This window comes from Stappia sp. MMSF_3263 (assembly GCF_030733745.1).
In the GTDB taxonomy this organism is placed as follows: Bacteria; Pseudomonadota; Alphaproteobacteria; order Rhizobiales; family Stappiaceae; genus Stappia.
Map to the genome: position 1 here is coordinate 520,393 of NZ_JASHIK010000001.1, position 19,159 is coordinate 539,551.

Sequence of the window (19,159 nt, forward strand, 5' to 3'; positions counted from 1 at the left end):
CGGTCCGCCGGGATGCACCGCTTCGCCACCCTGCTGGACAGGTTGTCCTTCGAGCCGCGCCGCTCGGCGAAGCTGGCGCTGCTTGGGGACTACTTCTCGCGCGAGAGCGATCCGGCGCGTGGTTACGCGCTTGCCGCGCTGACCGGCAATCTGAGGTTCCGCAACGCCAAGCCGGCGACCTTGCGCGCGCTTGCCGCCGAGCGTGTCGATGCGCATCTCTTCGCGCTCTCCTACGACTTCGTCGGCGACCTGTCGGAGACGATCGCGCTGATCTGGCCTCACTCCGAGGCGGCCGGATCCGGCAGGTCGCCGCCGCTCGGCGAGGTGGTGGAACGGCTGGAAAGGGCGGGCCGCGGCGAGGTGCCCGGGCTGATCGCCGCCTGGCTTGACACGCTGGACGAGACCGGCCGCTGGGCGCTGCTGAAACTGGTCACCGGCGGGCTTCGCGTCGGCGCCTCCGCGCGGCTCGCCAAGACCGCCGTGGCGAACCTGGGCCCGCTCTCGCCCGACGATGTCGAGGAAGTCTGGCACGGGCTCGCCCCACCCTACGAGGCCCTTTTCGCCTGGGCGACCGGCAAGGGCGAGCGGCCGGAAACCGATGATCCGGTGCCGTTTCGCCCGGCGATGCTCGCCCATCCGCTGGAAGTGCGGGAGACCGGGACGCTTGATGCGGGCGATTTCGCGGCCGAGTGGAAGTGGGACGGCATCCGCGTACAGGCTGCTGCCGGGCGGGACCGGACGGGCGCCTTGCGTCGCCGGCTCTACACGCGAACCGGCGAGGACATTTCCGCGGCCTTTCCCGATCTTGTCGAAACGCTCACCTTCGAGGCCGCCATAGACGGCGAGTTGCTGGTCGTGATCGACGGACTGGCACAGAGCTTCAACACGTTGCAGCAGCGCCTCAATCGCAAGACGGTGACGGCGAAGATGATGCGCGATCACCCGGCGACGATCCGGGCCTACGATCTTCTGGCGCTCGATGGCGAGGATCTGCGCCAGCGTCCCTTTCGTGAACGGCGGAGAATGCTGGAACGGTTCCTCGTTGCACTTGACCATCCGCGCATCGACCTCTCGCCGCTGGTCGCGGCCGACGGTTGGGAGGCGCTCGGAAAGGCACGTTCCGACCCGTCCGCGTTTCATGCCGGCGGCGACGCCGCGGCGATCGAGGGCCTCATGCTGAAGCGCTGGGAGGCGCCTTATCTGCCCGGCCGGCCCAAAGGACAGTGGTTCAAGTGGAAGCGCAATCCTTTTCGGGTCGATGCCGTGCTGATGTATGCACAGCGCGGCCACGGCAAGCGCTCCTCCTATTATTCCGACTACACGTTCGGCGTCTGGCGACCGCGCGAGGACGGCGGCGAGGAACTCGTACCCGTCGGAAAGGCCTATTTCGGCTTCACCGACGAGGAACTGCTGGAGATCGACCGCTTCGTGCGCAACAACACGGTCAACCGCTTCGGTCCGGTGCGCGAGGTGCGGCACGAGGCGCAGGCCGGACTGGTGCTGGAAGTCGCGTTCGAAGGGCTGAACCGATCCGGTCGCCACAAGTCGGGCCTGGCGATGCGGTTTCCGCGCATTTCGCGCCTGCGCTGGGACAAGCCGCCGGTCGAGGCAGACCGGATCGACACCTTGCTGGCGCTGATCATGGATGGCGCGACAGACGGCGCTTGATCGCCGGCGCGTCCCGTCGCAGGGTGCCGGCGGAAAAAGCTGAGCAAGGAACAGCCTGAATGCAGCGCGTCATCGACTATTTCTACACGCATGCCTCACCCTGGGCCTATCTCGGCCATACGGCATTTCTCGCCATGGCCGACAAGCAGGGCTACGCGGTGCGCTTCCGCCCGGTGTCGCTGACCACGGTCTTCGCCGAAACCGGCGGACTGCCGCTGGCCAAGCGCCATCCGGTGCGCCAGGCCTACCGGTTGGTCGAACTGCAGCGCTGGCGCGAGTTCCGCAACCTGCCATTGACCCTGCAGCCGGCCTATTTCCCGGTCAATCCGGATCTTGCCGACCGCATCGCGCTGGCGATCGCCGTCGATGGCGGACCGGTGGCTGCCTACACGCAGGCCGTGTTCGAGGCTCTTTGGGTGGCGGAGCAGAACATCGCCGAGGAAGACACGCACAAATCTATTCTCGGCAAGCTCGGGCTGGATGCGACCGCCGTGATCTCCCACGCCGGCGAGAAGCAGATTGTCGAACGCTACATGGAGAACCAGTCCGAGGCGATCGCCGAGGGGGTTTTCGGATCGCCGAGTTATGTGCTGAACGGCGAGATCTTCTGGGGGCAGGACCGGCTGGAGCTGCTGGAGGCGGCGCTTTCCAGTGGCCGTGGCCCTTACGGGCAACCCTGAACCGTCATTCGAACGCACGCATGGTCGTGCTTTTGCCACGGCGAGGCGCCATGATCACGGGACGGCGAGCGGCAGCGCGTCGTGCCGGCCAGACGAGGAAAACACGTCATGCGGATTGCGACCCTGGTGCTTGTTGCCATGCTCGGCGCGGCTGCCTGGCCTGCCGTGGCACAAACGGCGGACCGGCCGCAGGCGGACGACCGCTACGTGCTGGCCCCTGCCGGAGAGGGATACCTCCGGCTCGACCGGCAGAACGGCCGGGTGGCCGAATGCAGCCTTCGCAACGATAGCTGGCGATGCGTGCCCGTTCCCGACGCGCAGCTTGCTCTCGAGGCGGAGATCGCGCGCCTTGCCGGGGAAGTGGCATCGTTGCGCGCGGAAAACGCCAGGCTGTCGGGAGGGACGGACAGCGACCGTCCCGGAACGTCGCCCCGCACCTTGCCGGAAACGGCACCCGGCACGCCGCCGAGCACGGAGGACGGGCGTCCGCGCTTCAGCCCCGAAGAGGAAGCCGAGCTGGACAAGGCGCTCGACTTCACAGAGCAGGCGATGCGCCGCTTCTTCGGATTGATGAAGACCCTGCGCGACGAATACGAAGGGATGGGCAAGTAGCGCTCAGCGCTTCAACAGGCCCTTGAGGATCGCCGAGCGAATCTCCTCCTGCAACGGCACCGCCTTGCGGCTTTCAAGATTCATGGTAAGCGCGACCACGTCGCAGATCGCCGCGAGACGGTGGGTCCGCGCCTCGTAGAGATAGTGGCGGAAGGTGAAGGTCGTCCGGCTCGCGCCGGTCAGTCCGCTCAAGGTCAGGACCGGCTCGCCCTGTTTCAGCGGGCTTGCCCAGACAAGCTTCATTTCCACAGCGACACGGCCCAGGCCACGCTTGGTCAGCCAGCCGTCGGTCATCGGCGTGCGGTTCCACACATGCGGCGCGCCTTCGGTGAAGCAGGTGAGCGCGAAAGCATCGTCGGCCCGGCCATCCGGACCGGTGTTGCGCGGCAGCACCGTGGCCCGGTGGACGACATTGGCACCGGCTGCCTCCACCTGGCGGGCGGTGACGCCGGTTGCCTCGGGCGCCGAGGACAGGCTGCGCGGCTGCGCCTTGTCGGGCATCGGGGCGCTGGCTTCCTGGAACCGGCGGCGCAGTTCCCGGGCCATGCCGTCGGAGGGCGCATACCCGTCGATGGCGGTGGCGGCCAGAACACCGTCGACCGTGCGTCGCAACTCGTGGACCACGGTCAGCATGTAGGGACCGTCGAAGGCGATGTGGCTGGTCGCCATCAGCGTGTCGCCGGCATAGAGCTCGGCATGATAGCGGATGTGGCGGGCACGCCGGGCCCCGGCGACCGCGTCGCTGAGGCCGGTCATCAGTCGGAATTGCCGGTCGGCCTCCTCGAAGCGGGCGAGGTAGAATTGCACGTTGAGATGATCGTTCTCGTCGCACTCCCAGCAATTCACGAAGGAAAACAATGTTTCGAATGCAGGCATGGTCGGCTCCCCGGGAGCGTGTCGAATGGTTTGGAGGGTGAAGTTCAGGCGGGAGAAAGCGTTGCGTTCAGGAACCGGTCGATGGCCAGGTTGCTGGCACGGGCAATCTCGAGGTCGAAATGCTGGAACACGTGGCAGCCGCCCGGATGGACGGCAAGATCCGCGCTGTTGCCGGCGGCGCGCCAGCGGGCTTCCATGAAAAGCGTGTCGTCGAGCAGGGGGTCCTCGCTGCCGACAACGAAATGCGCCGGCATGAGCCCGGCAAGATCGGCCAGCAGGGGCGAGACGTCGGGTGTCGCCGGATCGTGGCCGTGGGCAAGATAGTGGCGCGCGAACATGGTCAGGTCGCGGGTGTTGAGAACCAGTTTTGCATCGCCCCAGTTGCGGGCGCTGGGCGTCAGGCGAAGGTCGTAACAGCCGCAGACCAGCACCGCGGCGCCGAACAGGCCGGAGATGCCGTGCCTGTCGCGCAGGCGCAGCACCGTCACGACGGCAAGATTGGCGCCAGCAGACTCGCCGCCGATGGCAAAGCGCGTGCCGCCGAAAAGAGCGGCCCCCTCGCGCTGCAGCCACAGGGCTGTCGCCTCGCAGTCGTCGGGACCTTGCGGATAGGGATGCTCGGGTGCCAGCCGGTAGTCGCACGAAACCACCGTGAGCCCTGTCGCCTCGGCAAGTTCGGCAAGGCGGGGATCCTGTTCATCGGCCGCGCCCAACGTCCAGCCACCTCCGTGGATGTGGAGATAGGCGCCGGTGGAAGGGCGGTTTTTCGGTGCAAGAAGGCGCAGGCGCACCTTGCCGTGCGGGCCGTCGATCTCGATTTCACGGGCATCGGGCGAGCGCGGCGGCCGCGGGAACGGACCGAGCCCTTCCGCCCTTCGTTCGCGGATCACGGATGGCGGATAGGACCACTGGTCCGGCAGCAGCGTCAGGCGTCGCAGCAGGTCGCGATTGAAGTCGCGCGTTTCCTCGGTCGCCTGGCCGAAAGACGTGTTGGTGAAATCGTATGCAGCCATGCGGCCACCGCCCCGTTGCCTTGCTCGAATAAGGGATAAGCGGGTGCAGGCTAATGGCTGCGGGGGGCGATGCCAAGCCCTGCAACCCAAGTTAACCGATTGACGTTGCAGGCCTGACCCGGCACTGAGCGATCCTTGCCCTCCGGCCGCCCATCGGCTTGCGCTGGCTTGCGCGCAATCGCATACTCTGCCTCCTCCAGGAGGCAAGCCGAACCATGCGCCAGACCCGCTATCCGCAACCCTATGAGTGCTGGACCTTCGAGGATGACGGGCTCGACCTGCGCCAGCGCATGGGCCGGCTGATGGTGGCGACCAAAGGCCCCCGTTTCTACGGGATCGGCCGGGGGCTCGATGCCTGGCTTGCCGAGCAGGGCGCGCGCGACGGGGAACTGTCGGTCTTCCTGCGCCACACCTCCGCATCGCTGACGATCCAGGAAAATGCCGACCCCGACGTGCAGGCCGATCTGGCCGACGCCCTGTCGCGGCTGGCGCCTGAAGACGCGGGCTGGCGGCATACCACGGAGGGACCCGACGACATGCCGGCCCACGTGAAAAGCGCGCTGACCGGCGTCAGCCTGCAGGTGCCCGTGGTGGCCGGGCGGCTCGATCTGGGCACCTGGCAGGAGGTCTACCTGATCGAGCACCGGCGCGAACCGCATCAGCGCAGCCTGACGCTGCGCTATCTGGGGACCTGAAAGCGGCCCTTCGTCAGCCCTTGGCGAAGGCGGTCGTGGCGCCGACCAGTGCCGCGACGATGCCGGGCTCGCTCGCCGCGTGGCCCGCATCCTCGATGATGCGCAACACCGCTTCCGGCCAGGCGAGGGCAAGATCCACGGCATTCTTCAGCGGCGTGACCGCGTCATGACGACCATGGACGATCACGGCGGGAATGTCGCGGATCGCATCGACGCCGCGCAGCAACTGGTCGTCATGGGTGAAGAAACCGCCATTGACGAAGTAATGCGCCTCGATGCGGGCGAAGGCATGGGCGTAGCGCGCTTCCCCAAAGGCGGCCTCGCGCGCCGGATCGCGCAGGACCGAAAGCGTCGAGCCTTCCCAAACCGCCCAGCGTTGCGCGGCCGCCACCTGCATCGCCTCGTCCGGTCCGGTCAGCCGGCGATGATAGGCGGCGATCAGGTCGCCGCGCTCGGCTTGCGGGATGAAGTCCCGGTAGGGCGCGAAGAGATCCGGGTAGAGCCAGCTCGCGCCTTCCTGGTAGAACCAGAGGAGCTCGGCGCGGCGCAGCAGGAAGATGCCGCGCAGGACCAGCGAGGACACCCGCCCGGGATGGGTCTGGGCATAGGCGAGCGCCAGTGTCGACCCCCAGGACCCGCCGAAGACCTGCCAGCGGTCGATGCGAAGGTGCTCCCGCAGCCGCTCGATATCGGCAACCAGGTCCCAGGTGGTGTTCTCGCGCAGTTCCGAATGGGGTGTCGAGCGGCCGCAACCGCGCTGGTCGAAGAGGATGATCCGGTAGCGCTCGGGGTCGTGGAAGCGGCGCATGATCTCGCCCGCTCCGCCGCCCGGCCCGCCATGCAGCAGCACTGCCGGGATGCCCTGCGGGTTGCCACACTCCTCGTAGTAGAGCGTGTGCAACTCGCTGACGGGAAGGTGGCCTGTGGCGTAGGGCTGCAGCGGGGGAAACAGCGCGTCGGTCATCGGATGCGTTCCTTGAGGCGGCCGGTTTCGGCCTTCGGCTGGACGGGATTCAACTAACGCAAAAACAGGCTGCCGGCCATGGCGATTGCAGGCAGGGCGAGCAGCCCGGTCGCGCAGAGCCACACCAGCGCCGTGCCGGGGTCGCCGGGCTGCCGGCCGAGGACGCGTTCGTAAAGGGCGGCCGGAACGCCGCCGGCAACGAGCGTCAGCAGGGCGCCGAGGACGATGGAGAGAAACGCCAGCGCCTGCGGCAGGGCGGCGACGGGCTGCGGGGCGAGCAGGATGACGGCAGCCATCGTCTGGGGCGCGAGCAGCGGATTGAAAAAGCCGTTGGCAAGCGCAAGCAGAGCGGTTGCGGCAAGAAGACCGTGATCGCGTGCCACTCCGTTAGCCCCCCGTGCCGGCGCCGGCCAGAAGGCCGGCCGCGGAAAACCCGACAACCAGCGCGACGCGCAGGACAATGAGCCAGACGGCGGCAAACAGAAGCAGCAACGTGTCGGGTACGCGCCGGGGCGTGACCAGGCGGACGGCGGCGGCGAGGGGATCGGTGCCGCGCGCGAAAGCGCGCTGGACGATGCCGTCTTCCTGCGATCCGAGCAGCAGGCGCAGCACCAGCCGCCCGAGCAGCAGATACATGAGCGTCGCCAGCAGGAAATTCACGATCATGAAGACCGACAGGCTCATCCGGCCTCAGCCCTCGTTTCCAGGTGTCGTCATGAAGCGCCGTCGCGCAGGACGGGCTCGCCCGAGGGTTTGCGGATTTCCAGAACCAGTGCCTGCACGTGGCGCGACGGCGCCGGGGTGACCAGGCTGACAAGTATCGCGACAGCGAAGCCGAGCGGAACGCCGAACAGGCCCGCCGAGACATTCTTCACCCCGTACCACTCTTCCATGCCGCCGAACTGGGTCATCGCGAGATAGTAGAAGGTGATGCCGAAGCCGGCGATCATGCCGCAAATGGCGCCAGCTGCGGTGCAGCGCCGCCACCAGATGCCGAGCACCAGCGCAGGGAACAGGCCGGCTGCCGCAAGCGAAAAGGCCCAGGCGACCATCGACAGGATATCGGAAGGGCGCAGGGAAGCGACATAGGCGGCAAGGATCGCCGCGCCCAGCAGCAGCAGGCGGGCGATGAACAGCCGCCGGCTTGCCGGCGCGCGGGTGTCGACCATGCGGTAATAAACGTCGTGGCTGAGCGCGTTGGCGATTGCAAGCAGCAGCCCGTCGGCAGTGGACAGGGATGCGGCGAGACCGCCCGCGGCCACGAGCCCGGCGATCACATAGGGCAGTCCGGCAATCTCGGGCATCGCGATAACGATCACGTCGCGGTCTATGGCGAGATCGGGGAGGCGCAGAACGCCGGTGTTGCCGGGTTGCGCCGAGCAGGCCTCGCGCACCGCGTCGGCCGAGGCCGCGCTCTGCCCGCAGATGTCGACAAGCCCGAGCTTGCCATAGGTGTAGATCCACTGCGGCAATGCATCGAGCCCGGCGCCGATGACGTTCTGATAGACCTCCAGCTTGGCAAAGGCGGCATAGGCCGGCGCTGTGACATAGAGGATGGCGACGAAGAGCAGGGTCCAGGCAACCGAACGCCGGGCGTCGCGCACGCTTGCCGCCGTGAAGTAGCGCATCAGGATATGCGGAAGGGAGGCGGTGCCGATCATCAGGCAGCCGATCAGCGCGAAGAAATTGAGCGGATCGAGCGTTGTGAAAGGTTGCAGATGCGGCACCAGCGTCGCCGGGTCGGCAAGGCCGGAGGCGAGCATCTGCTGCTCGAGCTCGGCAATCCGCTGGAGGACGCCGCCATACGTCGCCTGGGCCAGGGGGAAGCCGAATTCCTGTGCGGACAGGATGGCGACCGGCAGCAGATAGGCAAGTATCAGCACAAGATATTGCGCAACCTGTGTCCAGGTGACGGCGCGCATGCCGCCGAGCATCGAGCACAGCAGGATGCCGCCGAGCCCGACATAGACCGCGGTTTCGAAAGCGAAGCCGAGGAAGCGGGAAGCGATCAGGCCGGTGGCGTAGATCTGCGCCACCACATAGGTGAAGGAACAGGCGAAAAGGACGAGAATGCCGATCATCCGCGCCAGGTTCCCGCCAAAGCGGGCGCCAAGGAAGTCCGGCACGGTGAAGGCGCCGAATTTGCGCAGGAACGGCGCGATCAGCACGGCGACGAGGACGAACCCGCCGGTCCAGCCGATCACATAGGCCAGCCCGTCATAACCGAGCACGTAGAGCGTTCCGGCCATTCCGACGAAGGAGGCGCCCGACATCCAGTCGGCTGCGGTCGCCATGCCGTTGTAGACCGCCGGCACCTGGCGTCCCGCGACATAGTATTGAGAGACGCGCATGGTGCGGGCCGCGATGCCGATGCCGGCATAGATGGCAAGCGTCACGAAGACAAAGACATAGCCGATGATCTGGTCCGGAAGGCCAAGCTGCTCAAGGATCGCCAGCGTGCCGACAATGGCGAGGAGACCGCCGATGAACGTTCCGTAGATGCGGCCGAGATTGTCGAGGAACGGATCCGGTGCGCCAGGCGGGTTCACAGGCTGCCCTCCGGATCGCGGGGGGAGGGCTCCGCCACGCCGGCCTTCCGGTCGATGCGCTCCTGCCAGGCGACGAACCAGAACACAAGGACGACGAAGGCTATGACCGATCCTTGTGCCGCCATGTAGTAGCCGAGCGGGAAGCCGAAGAAGACCAGCGTGTCGAGCGCGCCGACGAAGGCATGGACCGCGAATGCGAAGACGGCCAGGGCAGCCAGGGTCAGCAAGGCGAGCCGCATCGTCTGCTGCCACCATCGCCGCGCGTTCGCGGGCGGCTGTTCCGAAAGCTGCGTCATTCGCCAGAATCTCCCGACGGGAACCATGTTGCCCTTGCGATGCGTGATTCGCATCGCAACCAGTATGGCCCGGCATTCGACACATATACGACTGTGCCACCGTGGAAAATTGTGCAAGGACATGGCCGTGACAGACTGGCTATACCGATCCGGCCATGCTGGCGGCCTGCTACCGCTTGAAGCCGCCGCGGCCAGTGACGATAATGCAAAACGAAACTGATCCAGACGGGGGGGAGCCGGAAGGGTCGGTTCTGGGGGGAGACCGGCGCTGGCCTTTGCGGGCCTGCCTGCGGGCGCGCCGGTCAAGGAAAGGTACGAGGGGGCGGCGCGACAACTCGCGCGCGGCGTGTCTCGGCCGACGTCGATGGAGGAAGCCGGCGTGTCGGACAACGCAAGCTATCATTTCGTGATTGCCGACGATCATCCGCTGTTTCGCGGCGCGTTGCGACAGGCGCTCGAGACGCTCTATCCGCAAGCCGGGATATCCGAGGTGGGAACACTTGAGGATGCGGCGACGCGACTTGAGAAGCATGAAGAGGTGGACCTGCTTCTGCTCGACCTGTCGATGCCGGGCATGCGGGGGTTTTCCGGGCTGATGTATCTGCGTGCCCAATACCAGAGCGTACCGGTCGTCATCGTCTCGGCGACCGAGGACGTCTCGACGATCCGCCGCTGCATGGAGCTCGGTTCGTCCGGCTTCATTCCCAAATCGCTTGGGATCGAGGTGATTCGCGATGCTGTCCTCAACGTCATGGCGGGCGGGGTCTGGACGCCGCCGGACGTGGATCTCAGCGAGGATGACGACGAGCTTCTCGACATGGTTCACCGTCTTGCGACGCTGACGCCGCAGCAGGTGCGGGTGCTGATGATGCTGTCGGAGGGACTGCTGAACAAGCAGATCGCCTATGAACTCAGCGTCTCGGAGGCGACCGTCAAGGCGCATGTCTCGGCGATCCTGCAGAAGCTCGGCGTCGAAAGCCGGACGCAGGCCGTGATCGCGGCCTCCAGGATCGAACTGGGCCAGTGGCAGGCAGCAGTCGCCCGCTGAGCCGCTCCTTCGCCCGCCGGCGGCGGGATCAGCGTGCGATCCGCGCGCCGGGAACCGGATAGCCGAGACCACCCTGGGCGCCGAAATTCTGCTGGTGGCATTCGCTGCAGGCGGAGATCACGTCCATTGCCATCGGCGATCCGTTCGGCGCGACCGCCATGTAGAACCAGTCGTCGGTCTGCGGGGATCGGCCGGCCTCCACCTTCTCCATGATGAACAGTGGACCGGGCTGCACCTTGCCTTGCTCGTCGACCGCGAAACTTTCCTTGGCGATCACCGTGCCGGCGGGAACGATGACGCCCTCGTCCTTGTATTCAAGATAGGTGTCGGCGCCGATCTCGTTGACATAAGTCATCAGGAGCCGCTCGCCGTGGAAACCGGGTGCGGCCGGAAAGGCGCTGGCGGGCGTCCAGGAGCGGTAGGAGGCGACGTAGTCCGCGGGAATCCAGCGCTTGTCCCCCTGCAGGTAGCCATCAAGAAGGTCGGCCTTGAGGCAGTCATAGACGGCAGTCGCTTCCGCCGGTGTCAGCTCGTAGCCCGCCTTGCCGGCTTCGCAGGCCGCTTGTGCGGCGTGGGCGGACAGGGCAAGCGCCAGGCCGGCCAGAACCAGTTGCAGACGTCGTTTCATGTGGTGTTCCCCGCAGCGATCCAGAGACGCAGGCATCGCGAAATGAGGCCGCGCGTCAACACGTTCCGTGGTTCGCCGGTCACGGACAATGCAAGCCTTTACACGGTCGTTTGAAGGAAATTGTGACCTGCGTCACTCCGCGGCGGTCGCCGCGCCGCGAAGCCGGGAAAGATAGGCGCGAAGGGCGGCGGGCTTGAGCGGCTTGTTGAGCATATCCATGCCTTTCGCCGCGGCCTCGGCCCGGACCGCCTGGCTTCGGTCGGCGGTGACCAGTATCGCCGGAATCTCGACGCCGAAACGCCAGCGAAGCTGGACAACGGCTTCCACTCCGGTGCCTTCGTCGAGATGGTAGTCGACCACCAGGACATCCGGTCGGTCGCTGTTCTCGCTGGCCTTGCGCGCCGCTTCACGAGGATCCAGCGCGGTTGTCACACGGCATCCCCAGCCGCTGAGCAGCACCCGCATGCCGTCGAGTATCTGGGGTTCGTTGTCGATGACGAGCACGTGCAGGCCGCGCAGCGCGGAAGCGTTGGCCAGCGGGGCAGGGGGCTCCAGGACCACCGGTACCGAGGCGGCGGCCGGCAGTTCGATGGAAAAGCGCGAGCCGTGGCCCGCGCGCGAGACGAGTTCGACCGGATGATCCAGGACGCGGGCGATGCGCTCGACGATGGACAGGCCAAGGCCGAGGCCGCGCGCCTCGCGTGCGCCGTCATCAAGGCGGTGGAACTCCAGGAAAATCAGCTTCTGCTTCGATTCGGGAATGCCGATGCCCGTGTCGAACACCTCGACGACGACCTTGCCGCGCCGCCGGCGCACCCCCACCAGGACCCGGCCCGAGCGGGTATACTTGATGGCGTTGGAGACCAGGTTCTGAAGCAGGCGGCGCAGCAGCCGCCGGTCGGACCGTACACTGATGCTGGTCGGCAGGATGCGCAGGTCGAGCGCCTTTTCGCGCGCGACCGGCTCGAACTCTGTGCGCAACGGATTGAGAATCTCCTCCAGGCGGAACACCGTGACCTCCGGCTTCAACGCGCCGGTGTCGAGCCGCGAGATATCGAGAACGGCGCCGATGATCTCCTCCACCGATTCCAGCGAGGCGCCGACATTCTGCACCAGATGCTTCAGTTCGCCTTCGGAGAAGCGCTCGATCAGGCTGGAGGCATACAGGCGCGCGGCGTTGAGCGGCTGCAGGATGTCGTGGCCCGCGGCTGCGAGGAAGCGGGTCTTGCCGAGATTGGCCTCGTCGGCGAGCGCCGTGGCTTCCGTCAGTTCCTCGTTGACGCGCGTCAGCTCCAGCGTCCGCTCGCGCACCCGTCGTTCCAGCGTTTCGTTGGCGCGCGCAAGCGCCTCCTCGCCGAGCACGCGCTCGGTGATGTCGGTGTAGGTGGTGACGATGCCGCCATCGGGCATCGGGCTGGTGCGCACCTCAAGAACGAGGCCGCCGTTGATCATGTGTTCCTGGAACGTCTCGTGGCGCACGGCGAGCTTGTCGATACGGTCGCCGACAGTCGCCTCGACGGAATCATTGCCGAATTCGCCCCGCTTGGCGTTGTAGCGCAGGATAGCGTCGAGCGGTGTTCCGACCTGGCCGTATTCCGCCGGCAACCCGAGCAATTCGCGGAACTGGCGGTTCCAGCAGATCAGTCGCAGATCGCGGTCGAACACGGAAATGCCCTGCCGCACCTGATCGAGCGCGGTTTGCAGGAGGTCGCGATTGTACTGGATGGCAACGGTCGCATCGTCGAGTAGTTTCAGCGCGCCCTTGCTGGAGGCATCGCGCCGCTTGACCAGAAGCGACAGCACCAGCCGCGAGGAGGCGGCGCCGATGGCGCTGGCGAGCAGTTGCTCGGAAAACCGCAATATCTGGGCGTCGGCGAGCGCGGCCGGATCGGAATCGCGCCCCCGCTCGCGGGTGAAGCGCTGGAAGGAGCGCTCGGTGCGTTCCTCGCCGAGATAGCGGGCGATGGTCGCCTGCAGGTCGCCGACGGTGACCGATGTCCGCCACAGCCGCAGCCCTGGCGCGGGCGACAGTTCCGCCGGCACGAAGATATTGGCCTGCAGGCGCTCGATCGGCTCCGGCGCACGCGACAGCGAGACCAGCACATAGGCGCCGACATTGATTGCCAGGCTCCAGAAGACGCCATGCGTGAGCGGGTCGAAGGCCAGCGTGAACAGTGCCTGTGGCCGCAGCAGCCAGATGCCGAACGGACCGTTCTCCATGAAACCGTCGGACATCAGGCCCGACTGGGCGAAGGTCGGAAGCAACAGCGTGTAGACCCAGATTGCAAAGCCCGACAGCATGCCTGCGATGGCGCCGCGCGCCGTGCCCCGCCGCCAGACCAGGCCGCCGAAGAAGGCGGGCGCGAACTGTGCGATGGCGGCGAAGGACAACAGGCCGATGGATGTCAGCGCGGCGGTGTCGCCGGCGGCGCGGTAATAGGCATAGGCCAGCAGCAGCGTGACGAAGATGGCCGCCCGCCGCGTCAGCAGCAGGAGACGGCTCATGTCCTCGCCCTTGGAGGAGATGATGGCGTCCTCGCTGGAGCGGCGGAGCACCAGCGGCATGACCAGGTCATTGGAGATCATGATGGCCAGTGCGACGCTGGCAACGATCACCATGGCGGTCGCGGCCGAAAGACCGCCGACGAAGGCGATCAGCGCCAGCCACGGATTGTCGGCGGCGATCGGCAGCGCCAGCACATAGGTGTCCGGGTTGGTGGAGGGGCCGAGGATGATCATTCCGGCCGCCGCGATCGGTACGACGAAGAGATTGATGGCAACGAGATAGAGCGGAAACAACCAGGTGGCGCGGCGCAGTTCCGCGCCTGAATTGTTCTCCGTCACCGTGACATGGAACTGACGCGGCAGCAGGATGACCGCGATGCCCGACAGGAGCGTCATTACCACCCAGTTGCCGCCGGACAACTCGCCCGCCATCGCATCGACCACGCGGGTGTCGGCGGCCATCGCCGAAAAGAGGTCGCCCGGCCCGTCATAGAGAAAATAGGTGACCCAGATGCCGATCGCGAGAAAGGCGAAGAGCTTGACCACCGCTTCGGCGGCGATCGCCAGCATCAGCCCTTCCTGGTGCTCGGTCGCATCGATGTGGCGAGTGCCGAAGAGCCAGGCGAAGACGACCATGCCGATGGCGATCATCAAGGTGACATCGTCAAGGTAAGGCAGGCCCGGAGAGCCTCCGGACAGGTCGACGCGGCCGATCATCGTGGTCACGGACAGCGACACAGCCTTCAATTGCAGTGCGATGTAGGGGACGATGCCGACGACGGCGATGATCGCCACGACAGCCGCGACCGGCTGGCTCTTGCCGTAGCGCGCGCCGATGAAGTCGGCCACCGAGGTGATCCGCTCGCTCTTGGCAAGGCGGATGATCCGGCGCAACAAGGGATAGCCGAGCGCGAAGACCAGGATCGGGCCGATATAGATTGTCAGGAACTCAAGGCCGCTGCGCGTCGCCGTGCCGACCGAGCCGAAGAAGGTCCAGGAGGTGCAGTAGACGGAAATGGAGAGGGCATAGATGAGCGGGCGGCCGTGCCCGGACGTTGTCCAGCGTGCCGTCCTGTCGCCATAGCTGGCGATGGCGAACAACAGCAGCACGTAGCCGAGCGCCGCGACGACGACGACCCATCCCTCCAGCATCCGTGCCGTTCCTCCCGCGCTGCCTGCCGGCCCCTCCTTGCCAGCTTTCGCCGATCGGAGCACAGTTGCCCGGTGCTGTCCATTGGCCGGACGGCGATAGGAGATGCAGGTGCTGGAACGATTTCGGCGCTGGCTGCGCGGGGATCGCGCGGTCGCGCTTGCCGAGCGTGGCGATCTCGCCGGCGCGCTTGCCCTGGAGGCGGGCTACCTTGGCAACCGGGTCATGCAGGACTATGCGAGGATGCGGACCGGACGCGGCTGGCCGGCGCTCTTCTCTTCCCCTGGATTTCAGGACAGGCTCGATGCGGCGCGGCACCGCGCGGCGCCGCTTTGCCTTGTCTGGGTGACGCGGGCGGCGCGCCTTGCCGCCCATGACCTGCTGGCGGCCCACGACACGCCGGGCGCTGCTCTCGCGGCACGACGGGACCTGGCCGCACGTTTCGATGTGATCCTGCGGCACGAGGCGCTGGCCGCGCTCGACCGGCTGACGACAACAGAGGGCGAGGCGGAGGAGGACGTCCGTGCGGCGATCGAGCGGCTCGCGGAGCGGCCGCCTGCGGACCTGCGCGCGATGATCTCGCGGCCGGGGGCTGCCCGGTTTCACGCATTGCTGCCGCTCGATCCGATCAACGACCCGGATCGCCGGCAAGGCGAAGAAGAGGTTCTGCGCAACCTTTTGCGACTGGTGCTCGCCGGCATCCACGCGCGGTTTGCCCGGGAAATCGACGCGGTAGGGATCGCGGGTGCCCCCGAAAACTCTCCAATTTCAGGATCGCCGGTGCCATGCTAAATGACGACTGGCAGGACCGGGCGCGCGCACACGGCGCCGGTCACGACCTCGAACAGCAACGGACGGAACCATCATGCTGAAGGAATTCAAGGCGTTTGCCGTCAAGGGCAACATGGTCGACATGGCCGTGGGCATCATCATCGGCGCGGCGTTCGGCGCCATCGTCTCGTCGCTGGTCGACGACGTGATCATGCCGCCGATCGGCCTGATCATCGGCGGTATCGATTTTTCCCAGCTTTTCGTGATCCTGAGCGAAGGCGCGACGCCTGGTCCCTACCTCACCATCGAGGCGGCGAAGGATGCCGGCGCGGTGACGTGGAACATCGGCCTGTTCATCAATGCCATCATCAAGTTCCTGATCGTCGCCTTCGCCCTGTTCGTCGTGGTCAAGGGGGTCAACCGACTGCGCGAAAAGGAAAAGGCGGCGCCCTCCGCACCGCCCGCACCGACCAAGGACCAGGAACTCCTCGCCGAGATCCGCGACTTGTTGAAATCCCGCTGATTGCGGCTCGCGCCCGGCGGCGGCAACGCGGGACCGCGTTCCGAGCGCCGGGTGCTCCGCCACTCCCGCCAAGAGCCTGACCCATGCCTGATGTGATTGCGGCCCTGAGGCCGGAGGCGCGTTCCGCGCCCGAAAGCGGTATTGTCGAAGTGGTGAATTTCGCGCGCGAGCGCGAAGACCTGATCCCGCTCTGGGTTGGCGAGGGCGACATTCCCACGCCGGGTTTCATTCGCCGGGCTGCGGAGGAATCGCTGGCTCGCGGCGAGACCTTCTACACCTACCAGCGGGGCATCCCGGCGCTGCGCGAGGCGCTTGCCGGTTATCACTTGCGTCATTTCGGCCGGGACTGGGGCAGCGAGCGCTTTTTCGTCACCGGGTCCGGCATGCAGGCGATCCAGATCGCCGTCCAGGCGGTTGCCGGCGCCGGCGACGAGGTCGTCTATCCATCGCCCGCATGGCCGAATTTCCCCGCCGCGATCGGTGTGATGGGCGCGCGGGCCGTCGCCGTTCCGCTGGGATTCTCGCCGGAGGGCTGGACGCTCGACGTGCAGCGCCTGTTCGACGCGGTGACGCCGCGCACCCGCGCCATCTATCTCAATTCGCCTTCGAATCCGACCGGCTGGATGGCCGACCGCGAGACCCTGGCGGCTATTCTGAATGAGGCGCGCCGCCGGGGCCTGTGGATCATCTCGGACGAGGTCTACAGCCGCTTTGTTCCAGGAGGGAAGGCGCGCGCACCCTCGTTCCTCGATGTTTCGGAGCCGGACGACCTGATTCTCTACGTGAACACGTTTTCCAAGAACTGGGCGATGACCGGCTGGCGCGTCGGCTGGCTGGCGGCGCCGCCGGCCATGGGGCAGGTGGTCGAGAACCTCATCCAGTATTCGACATCCGGCGTTGCCGAGTTCATGCAGCGCGCGGCGGTGGCCGCGCTGGGCGAGGGCGAAGACTTCGTCACCGAGCAGGTTCGTCGTGCCGACGAGGGCCTTGCGGTCATCCGCGAAGCGCTCGGAGGGAGCAATCGGGTACGGTTCGCGCAGCCGCAAGGCGCCTTCTACGTCTTTTTCGGCATAGATGGCCATGCCGACTGCCGCGAGACCGCAAAGCGCATCGTGGCGGAGACGGGCGTTGGCCTTGCTCCGGGAAGCGCGTTCGGCGAGGGCGGCGAGGGGTTCCTGCGCCTGTGCTTCGCCCGTTCGCGGCACGATCTGGAGCGGGCATCGCAGCGGCTTTCCGCTTGGCTGGCGCGTTGACGACGCACACGTAATTGCGTTACGGATTTTTGCGTACACGTGAAAAAATTTCGGACTGTTGAAGACATTTCCGGAAGCGGGCCCCTGGCGGTCGGGTAACGGAACCGGGTTGGATTGGGCCAGTCATGCGCGAAGACAACAGTCAGGGTTCGCCTGTTCCTCCGAGTGTCTCAGAGGCGCGTCTCGAGAGCGTGCTTGAAACAGCCGTCGACGGAATTGTCGTGATGGATGACCGTGCCCGGATCATCCTCTTCAACAAGGCCTGTGAAACACTGTTCGGTTTTTCAGCCGAAGAGGTGCGGGGCCAGAACGTCAAGCTCCTCATGCCTTCGGATTATGCCCAGGCGCATGACGGGTATGTGCGGCACTACCTCGATACCGGAGAGAAGCGTATCATCGGTATCGGACGCGAGGTTCGCGGCCGCCATCGTGACGGAACGGAATTCCCCCTCGAGCTGTCGGTCGGTGAGGCGGCAACGCCGGAAGGGCGTCAGTTCATCGGCATCTTGCGAGATCTTCGCCAGCGCAAGGTCGTCGAACGGCGCCTTGCCGAGGTGCAGGGACAGCTCGTCAGCATGACCCGGATCAGCGCGCTCGACGAGTTGGGTGCCGCGATCGCGCACGAACTCAACCAGCCGCTCACCGCGATCATGCTTTACCTGCAGGCCGCCAAGCGGAAGGTCAGCGACGACCATCCCGACGGGAAGCTCGTCGAGATCGTCGACAAGGGCGTGCGCGAGGCCGAGCGGGCGAGCAACATCATCCAGCGCATGCGCCGTTTCGTCGAGAAGCGCGACCCCGAGCGCCGGCAGGTCGACATCGCCCAGCTCGTGCATGAATGCCTTGAACTGGTGACGCTGGGCACGGATTGCAGCGGCATCGACATCACGAATTCCGTCGCGGACGGGTTGCCGCCTATCAGTGTCGACCCGGTCCAGGTTCAGCAGATCCTGATCAACCTGGTCAGGAACGCACTCGAAGCCGTGCGCAACACACCTGTCAAACGCGTTGGGATGTCGGCCGCGGTCCTGGGTGACGACATGTTCATCCGCATTACCGATTCGGGTGGCGGTGTGCCGGCCGAGGTGGTTCCGACGCTTTTCAGTGCATTTTCCAGCGTCAAGAAGGGCGGGCTCGGCCTCGGCCTGACGATTTCGCGCTCGATTGCACAAAATCATGGCGGCGATCTCGCCGTTGAGCCAAACGGGGGCGAGGGAGGGGCCGCGTTCGTGCTGCGGCTGCCGCTCGGCAGGCCGGCACAGAACGGCGCGTCCGCCGACACCGTCCCAACCATGAAAGGACCTACCGCATGAGCGAGAGCGCGCAGACAATTCATATTGTCGATGATGACCCCGCGATCCGCGATGCCCTGACGCTGGTGCTCGATCTTGAAGGCTATGACGTGGCCTCGTTCGAAACCGGAGAGGCCTTTCTCGATTTTGTGGGAACCGGGGGAGCGCCCGGCGACTGCGTCATTCTCGACGTCCACATGCCGGGGCAATCCGGCATCGAGATTCTGCGCAAGCTGCAGCAGGACGGCTTCCGGACACCGGTGTTCGTCATCTCCGGCCAGGGCGATATCCCGATGGCGGTGGAGGCGATCAAGCAGGGCGCTCACGACTTCATCGAGAAGCCCTTCGACGCGGAGACGGTGGTGACGCGCGTGCGCGATGCCATCGCAGCGACACAGAAGGCGGCGGGCGAGACGCTGCCGGAACGCACGTTCCCCGGGGCCGACACGCTAACGCCGCGCGAGCGCGAGGTGCTTGAGGAAATTACAGCCGGCGCATCCAACAAGGAGGCGGGCCGCACGCTTGGCATCAGCCCCCGCACGATCGAGGTTCATCGTGCCCGGATCATGGAAAAGCTGGGCGCGCGCAACGCTGCCGATCTGGTTCGGATCGTTCTTTCCCGCGAGTGAACGCCCT

The 19,159-nt window shown here is 66.2% G+C and carries 19 protein-coding genes; 10 read left to right on the forward strand and 9 right to left on the reverse strand.

Translation table 11 applies throughout. The features are described from left to right. Nucleotides 1-12 precede the first annotated feature (12 nt). The 3 genes from RBB46_RS02440 (at nt 13) to RBB46_RS02450 (ending at nt 2,960) form a co-directional block, all read left to right on the forward strand. Nucleotides 13-1,668, forward strand: coding sequence for a cisplatin damage response ATP-dependent DNA ligase (locus tag RBB46_RS02440; protein ID WP_306027251.1), 1,656 nt, complete (start codon nt 13-15; stop codon nt 1,666-1,668). Nucleotides 1,669-1,727: 59 nt separating this feature from the next. Then, complete coding sequence (locus RBB46_RS02445; RefSeq protein ID WP_306027252.1) at nt 1,728-2,348, forward strand: 2-hydroxychromene-2-carboxylate isomerase; 621 nt, start codon at nt 1,728-1,730, stop codon at nt 2,346-2,348. Between the two features lie 108 nt (nt 2,349-2,456). Beyond that, entirely contained in the window at nt 2,457-2,960 is a 504-nt protein-coding gene (locus tag RBB46_RS02450) for a hypothetical protein (protein WP_306027253.1), read from the forward strand. A gap of 3 nt (nt 2,961-2,963) precedes the next feature. Here the strand turns inward: RBB46_RS02450 and RBB46_RS02455 are convergent, their stop codons facing one another. Then, a complete protein-coding gene (locus tag RBB46_RS02455; RefSeq protein ID WP_306027254.1) occupies nt 2,964-3,836 on the reverse strand; it encodes a thioesterase family protein in 873 nt (290 codons plus the stop codon). Between the two features lie 44 nt (nt 3,837-3,880). Further along, a complete protein-coding gene (locus tag RBB46_RS02460) occupies nt 3,881-4,849 on the reverse strand; it encodes an alpha/beta hydrolase (protein WP_306027255.1) in 969 nt (322 codons plus the stop codon). A gap of 302 nt (nt 4,850-5,151) precedes the next feature. On the opposite strand from RBB46_RS02460, the gene RBB46_RS02465 reads away from it, so the two are divergent. Beyond that, entirely contained in the window at nt 5,152-5,544 is a 393-nt protein-coding gene (locus tag RBB46_RS02465; protein WP_306027352.1) for a secondary thiamine-phosphate synthase enzyme YjbQ, read from the forward strand. 13 nt (nt 5,545-5,557) lie between these two features. On the opposite strand, the gene pip is transcribed toward RBB46_RS02465, so the two are convergent. Genes pip through RBB46_RS02490 form a run of 5 tightly spaced genes read right to left on the reverse strand, consistent with a single transcriptional unit; the run spans nt 5,558 to nt 9,353 of the window. Further along, nucleotides 5,558-6,508 carry a prolyl aminopeptidase gene (gene pip, locus RBB46_RS02470; RefSeq protein WP_306027256.1) on the reverse strand — a complete coding sequence of 317 codons (951 nt, stop codon included), beginning with the start codon at nt 6,506-6,508 and terminating at the stop codon, nt 5,558-5,560. A gap of 53 nt (nt 6,509-6,561) precedes the next feature. After that, the gene (locus RBB46_RS02475) at nt 6,562-6,891 is read right to left on the reverse strand and encodes a hypothetical protein (protein WP_306027257.1); all 330 of its coding nucleotides are present in this window, start codon (nt 6,889-6,891) and stop codon (nt 6,562-6,564) included. Nucleotides 6,892-6,895: 4 nt separating this feature from the next. After that, nucleotides 6,896-7,192, reverse strand: coding sequence for a hypothetical protein (locus RBB46_RS02480; RefSeq protein ID WP_306027258.1), 297 nt, complete (start codon nt 7,190-7,192; stop codon nt 6,896-6,898). 29 nt (nt 7,193-7,221) lie between these two features. Beyond that, on the reverse strand, nt 7,222-9,057 hold the full coding sequence (locus RBB46_RS02485) for a sodium:solute symporter family protein (RefSeq protein ID WP_306027259.1): 1,836 nt from the start codon (nt 9,055-9,057) through the stop codon (nt 7,222-7,224). Next, the gene (locus RBB46_RS02490) at nt 9,054-9,353 is read right to left on the reverse strand and encodes a DUF4212 domain-containing protein (RefSeq protein WP_306027260.1); all 300 of its coding nucleotides are present in this window, start codon (nt 9,351-9,353) and stop codon (nt 9,054-9,056) included. The genes RBB46_RS02485 and RBB46_RS02490 overlap by 4 nt, the downstream gene beginning before the upstream one ends. Nucleotides 9,354-9,717: 364 nt before the next feature. Here RBB46_RS02490 and RBB46_RS02495 point away from each other — a divergent pair, with 364 nt between their 5' ends. Beyond that, nucleotides 9,718-10,401: a response regulator transcription factor gene (locus RBB46_RS02495; RefSeq protein ID WP_306027353.1), complete on the forward strand. Its 684-nt coding sequence runs from the start codon at nt 9,718-9,720 to the stop codon at nt 10,399-10,401. 28 nt (nt 10,402-10,429) lie between these two features. Here RBB46_RS02495 and RBB46_RS02500 read toward each other — a convergent pair whose 3' ends face one another. Both RBB46_RS02500 and RBB46_RS02505 read right to left on the reverse strand, forming a co-directional pair. Then, nucleotides 10,430-11,029, reverse strand: a complete 600-nt coding sequence (locus RBB46_RS02500; protein WP_306027261.1) for a cytochrome P460 family protein — start codon at nt 11,027-11,029, stop codon at nt 10,430-10,432. 132 nt (nt 11,030-11,161) lie between these two features. After that, a complete protein-coding gene (locus RBB46_RS02505) occupies nt 11,162-14,686 on the reverse strand; it encodes a PAS domain-containing hybrid sensor histidine kinase/response regulator (RefSeq protein WP_306027262.1) in 3,525 nt (1,174 codons plus the stop codon). Nucleotides 14,687-14,795: 109 nt separating this feature from the next. On the opposite strand from RBB46_RS02505, the gene RBB46_RS02510 reads away from it, so the two are divergent. From RBB46_RS02510 to RBB46_RS02530, 5 genes are all read left to right on the forward strand, one after another. After that, nucleotides 14,796-15,476 (forward strand): hypothetical protein, encoded by a 681-nt coding sequence (locus RBB46_RS02510; RefSeq protein ID WP_306027263.1) that lies wholly within the window; start codon nt 14,796-14,798, stop codon nt 15,474-15,476. A gap of 73 nt (nt 15,477-15,549) precedes the next feature. Further along, on the forward strand, nt 15,550-15,978 hold the full coding sequence (gene mscL, locus RBB46_RS02515) for a large-conductance mechanosensitive channel protein MscL (protein ID WP_306027264.1): 429 nt from the start codon (nt 15,550-15,552) through the stop codon (nt 15,976-15,978). A gap of 83 nt (nt 15,979-16,061) precedes the next feature. Further along, nucleotides 16,062-17,231, forward strand: a complete 1,170-nt coding sequence (locus RBB46_RS02520; protein ID WP_306027265.1) for a pyridoxal phosphate-dependent aminotransferase — start codon at nt 16,062-16,064, stop codon at nt 17,229-17,231. A 125-nt stretch (nt 17,232-17,356) separates the two neighbouring features. After that, complete coding sequence (locus tag RBB46_RS02525; protein WP_306027266.1) at nt 17,357-18,544, forward strand: nitrogen regulation protein NR(II); 1,188 nt, start codon at nt 17,357-17,359, stop codon at nt 18,542-18,544. Beyond that, the gene (locus RBB46_RS02530) at nt 18,541-19,152 is read left to right on the forward strand and encodes a response regulator transcription factor (RefSeq protein WP_306027267.1); all 612 of its coding nucleotides are present in this window, start codon (nt 18,541-18,543) and stop codon (nt 19,150-19,152) included. Before RBB46_RS02525 ends, RBB46_RS02530 begins: the two co-directional genes overlap by 4 nt. Nucleotides 19,153-19,159: the final 7 nt, after the last annotated feature.

Excerpts from the sequence above, each read along its gene's own strand:
- RBB46_RS02440 (WP_306027251.1), top strand. The coding sequence starts at position 13 with ATGCACCGCTTCGCCACCCTGCTGGACAGGTTGTCCTTCGAGCCGCGC.
- RBB46_RS02445 (WP_306027252.1), top strand. The coding sequence starts at position 1,728 with ATGCAGCGCGTCATCGACTATTTCTACACGCATGCCTCACCCTGGGCC.
- RBB46_RS02450 (WP_306027253.1), top strand. The coding sequence starts at position 2,457 with ATGCGGATTGCGACCCTGGTGCTTGTTGCCATGCTCGGCGCGGCTGCC.
- RBB46_RS02455 (WP_306027254.1), bottom strand. The coding sequence starts at position 3,836 with ATGCCTGCATTCGAAACATTGTTTTCCTTCGTGAATTGCTGGGAGTGC.
- RBB46_RS02460 (WP_306027255.1), bottom strand. The coding sequence starts at position 4,849 with ATGGCTGCATACGATTTCACCAACACGTCTTTCGGCCAGGCGACCGAG.
- RBB46_RS02465 (WP_306027352.1), top strand. The coding sequence starts at position 5,152 with ATGGTGGCGACCAAAGGCCCCCGTTTCTACGGGATCGGCCGGGGGCTC.
- pip (WP_306027256.1), bottom strand. The coding sequence starts at position 6,508 with ATGACCGACGCGCTGTTTCCCCCGCTGCAGCCCTACGCCACAGGCCAC.
- RBB46_RS02480 (WP_306027258.1), bottom strand. The coding sequence starts at position 7,192 with ATGAGCCTGTCGGTCTTCATGATCGTGAATTTCCTGCTGGCGACGCTC.
- RBB46_RS02490 (WP_306027260.1), bottom strand. The coding sequence starts at position 9,353 with ATGACGCAGCTTTCGGAACAGCCGCCCGCGAACGCGCGGCGATGGTGG.
- RBB46_RS02495 (WP_306027353.1), top strand. The coding sequence starts at position 9,718 with ATGGAGGAAGCCGGCGTGTCGGACAACGCAAGCTATCATTTCGTGATT.
- RBB46_RS02500 (WP_306027261.1), bottom strand. The coding sequence starts at position 11,029 with ATGAAACGACGTCTGCAACTGGTTCTGGCCGGCCTGGCGCTTGCCCTG.
- RBB46_RS02505 (WP_306027262.1), bottom strand. The coding sequence starts at position 14,686 with ATGCTGGAGGGATGGGTCGTCGTCGTCGCGGCGCTCGGCTACGTGCTG.
- mscL (WP_306027264.1), top strand. The coding sequence starts at position 15,550 with ATGCTGAAGGAATTCAAGGCGTTTGCCGTCAAGGGCAACATGGTCGAC.
- RBB46_RS02520 (WP_306027265.1), top strand. The coding sequence starts at position 16,062 with ATGCCTGATGTGATTGCGGCCCTGAGGCCGGAGGCGCGTTCCGCGCCC.
- RBB46_RS02525 (WP_306027266.1), top strand. The coding sequence starts at position 17,357 with ATGCGCGAAGACAACAGTCAGGGTTCGCCTGTTCCTCCGAGTGTCTCA.
- RBB46_RS02530 (WP_306027267.1), top strand. The coding sequence starts at position 18,541 with ATGAGCGAGAGCGCGCAGACAATTCATATTGTCGATGATGACCCCGCG.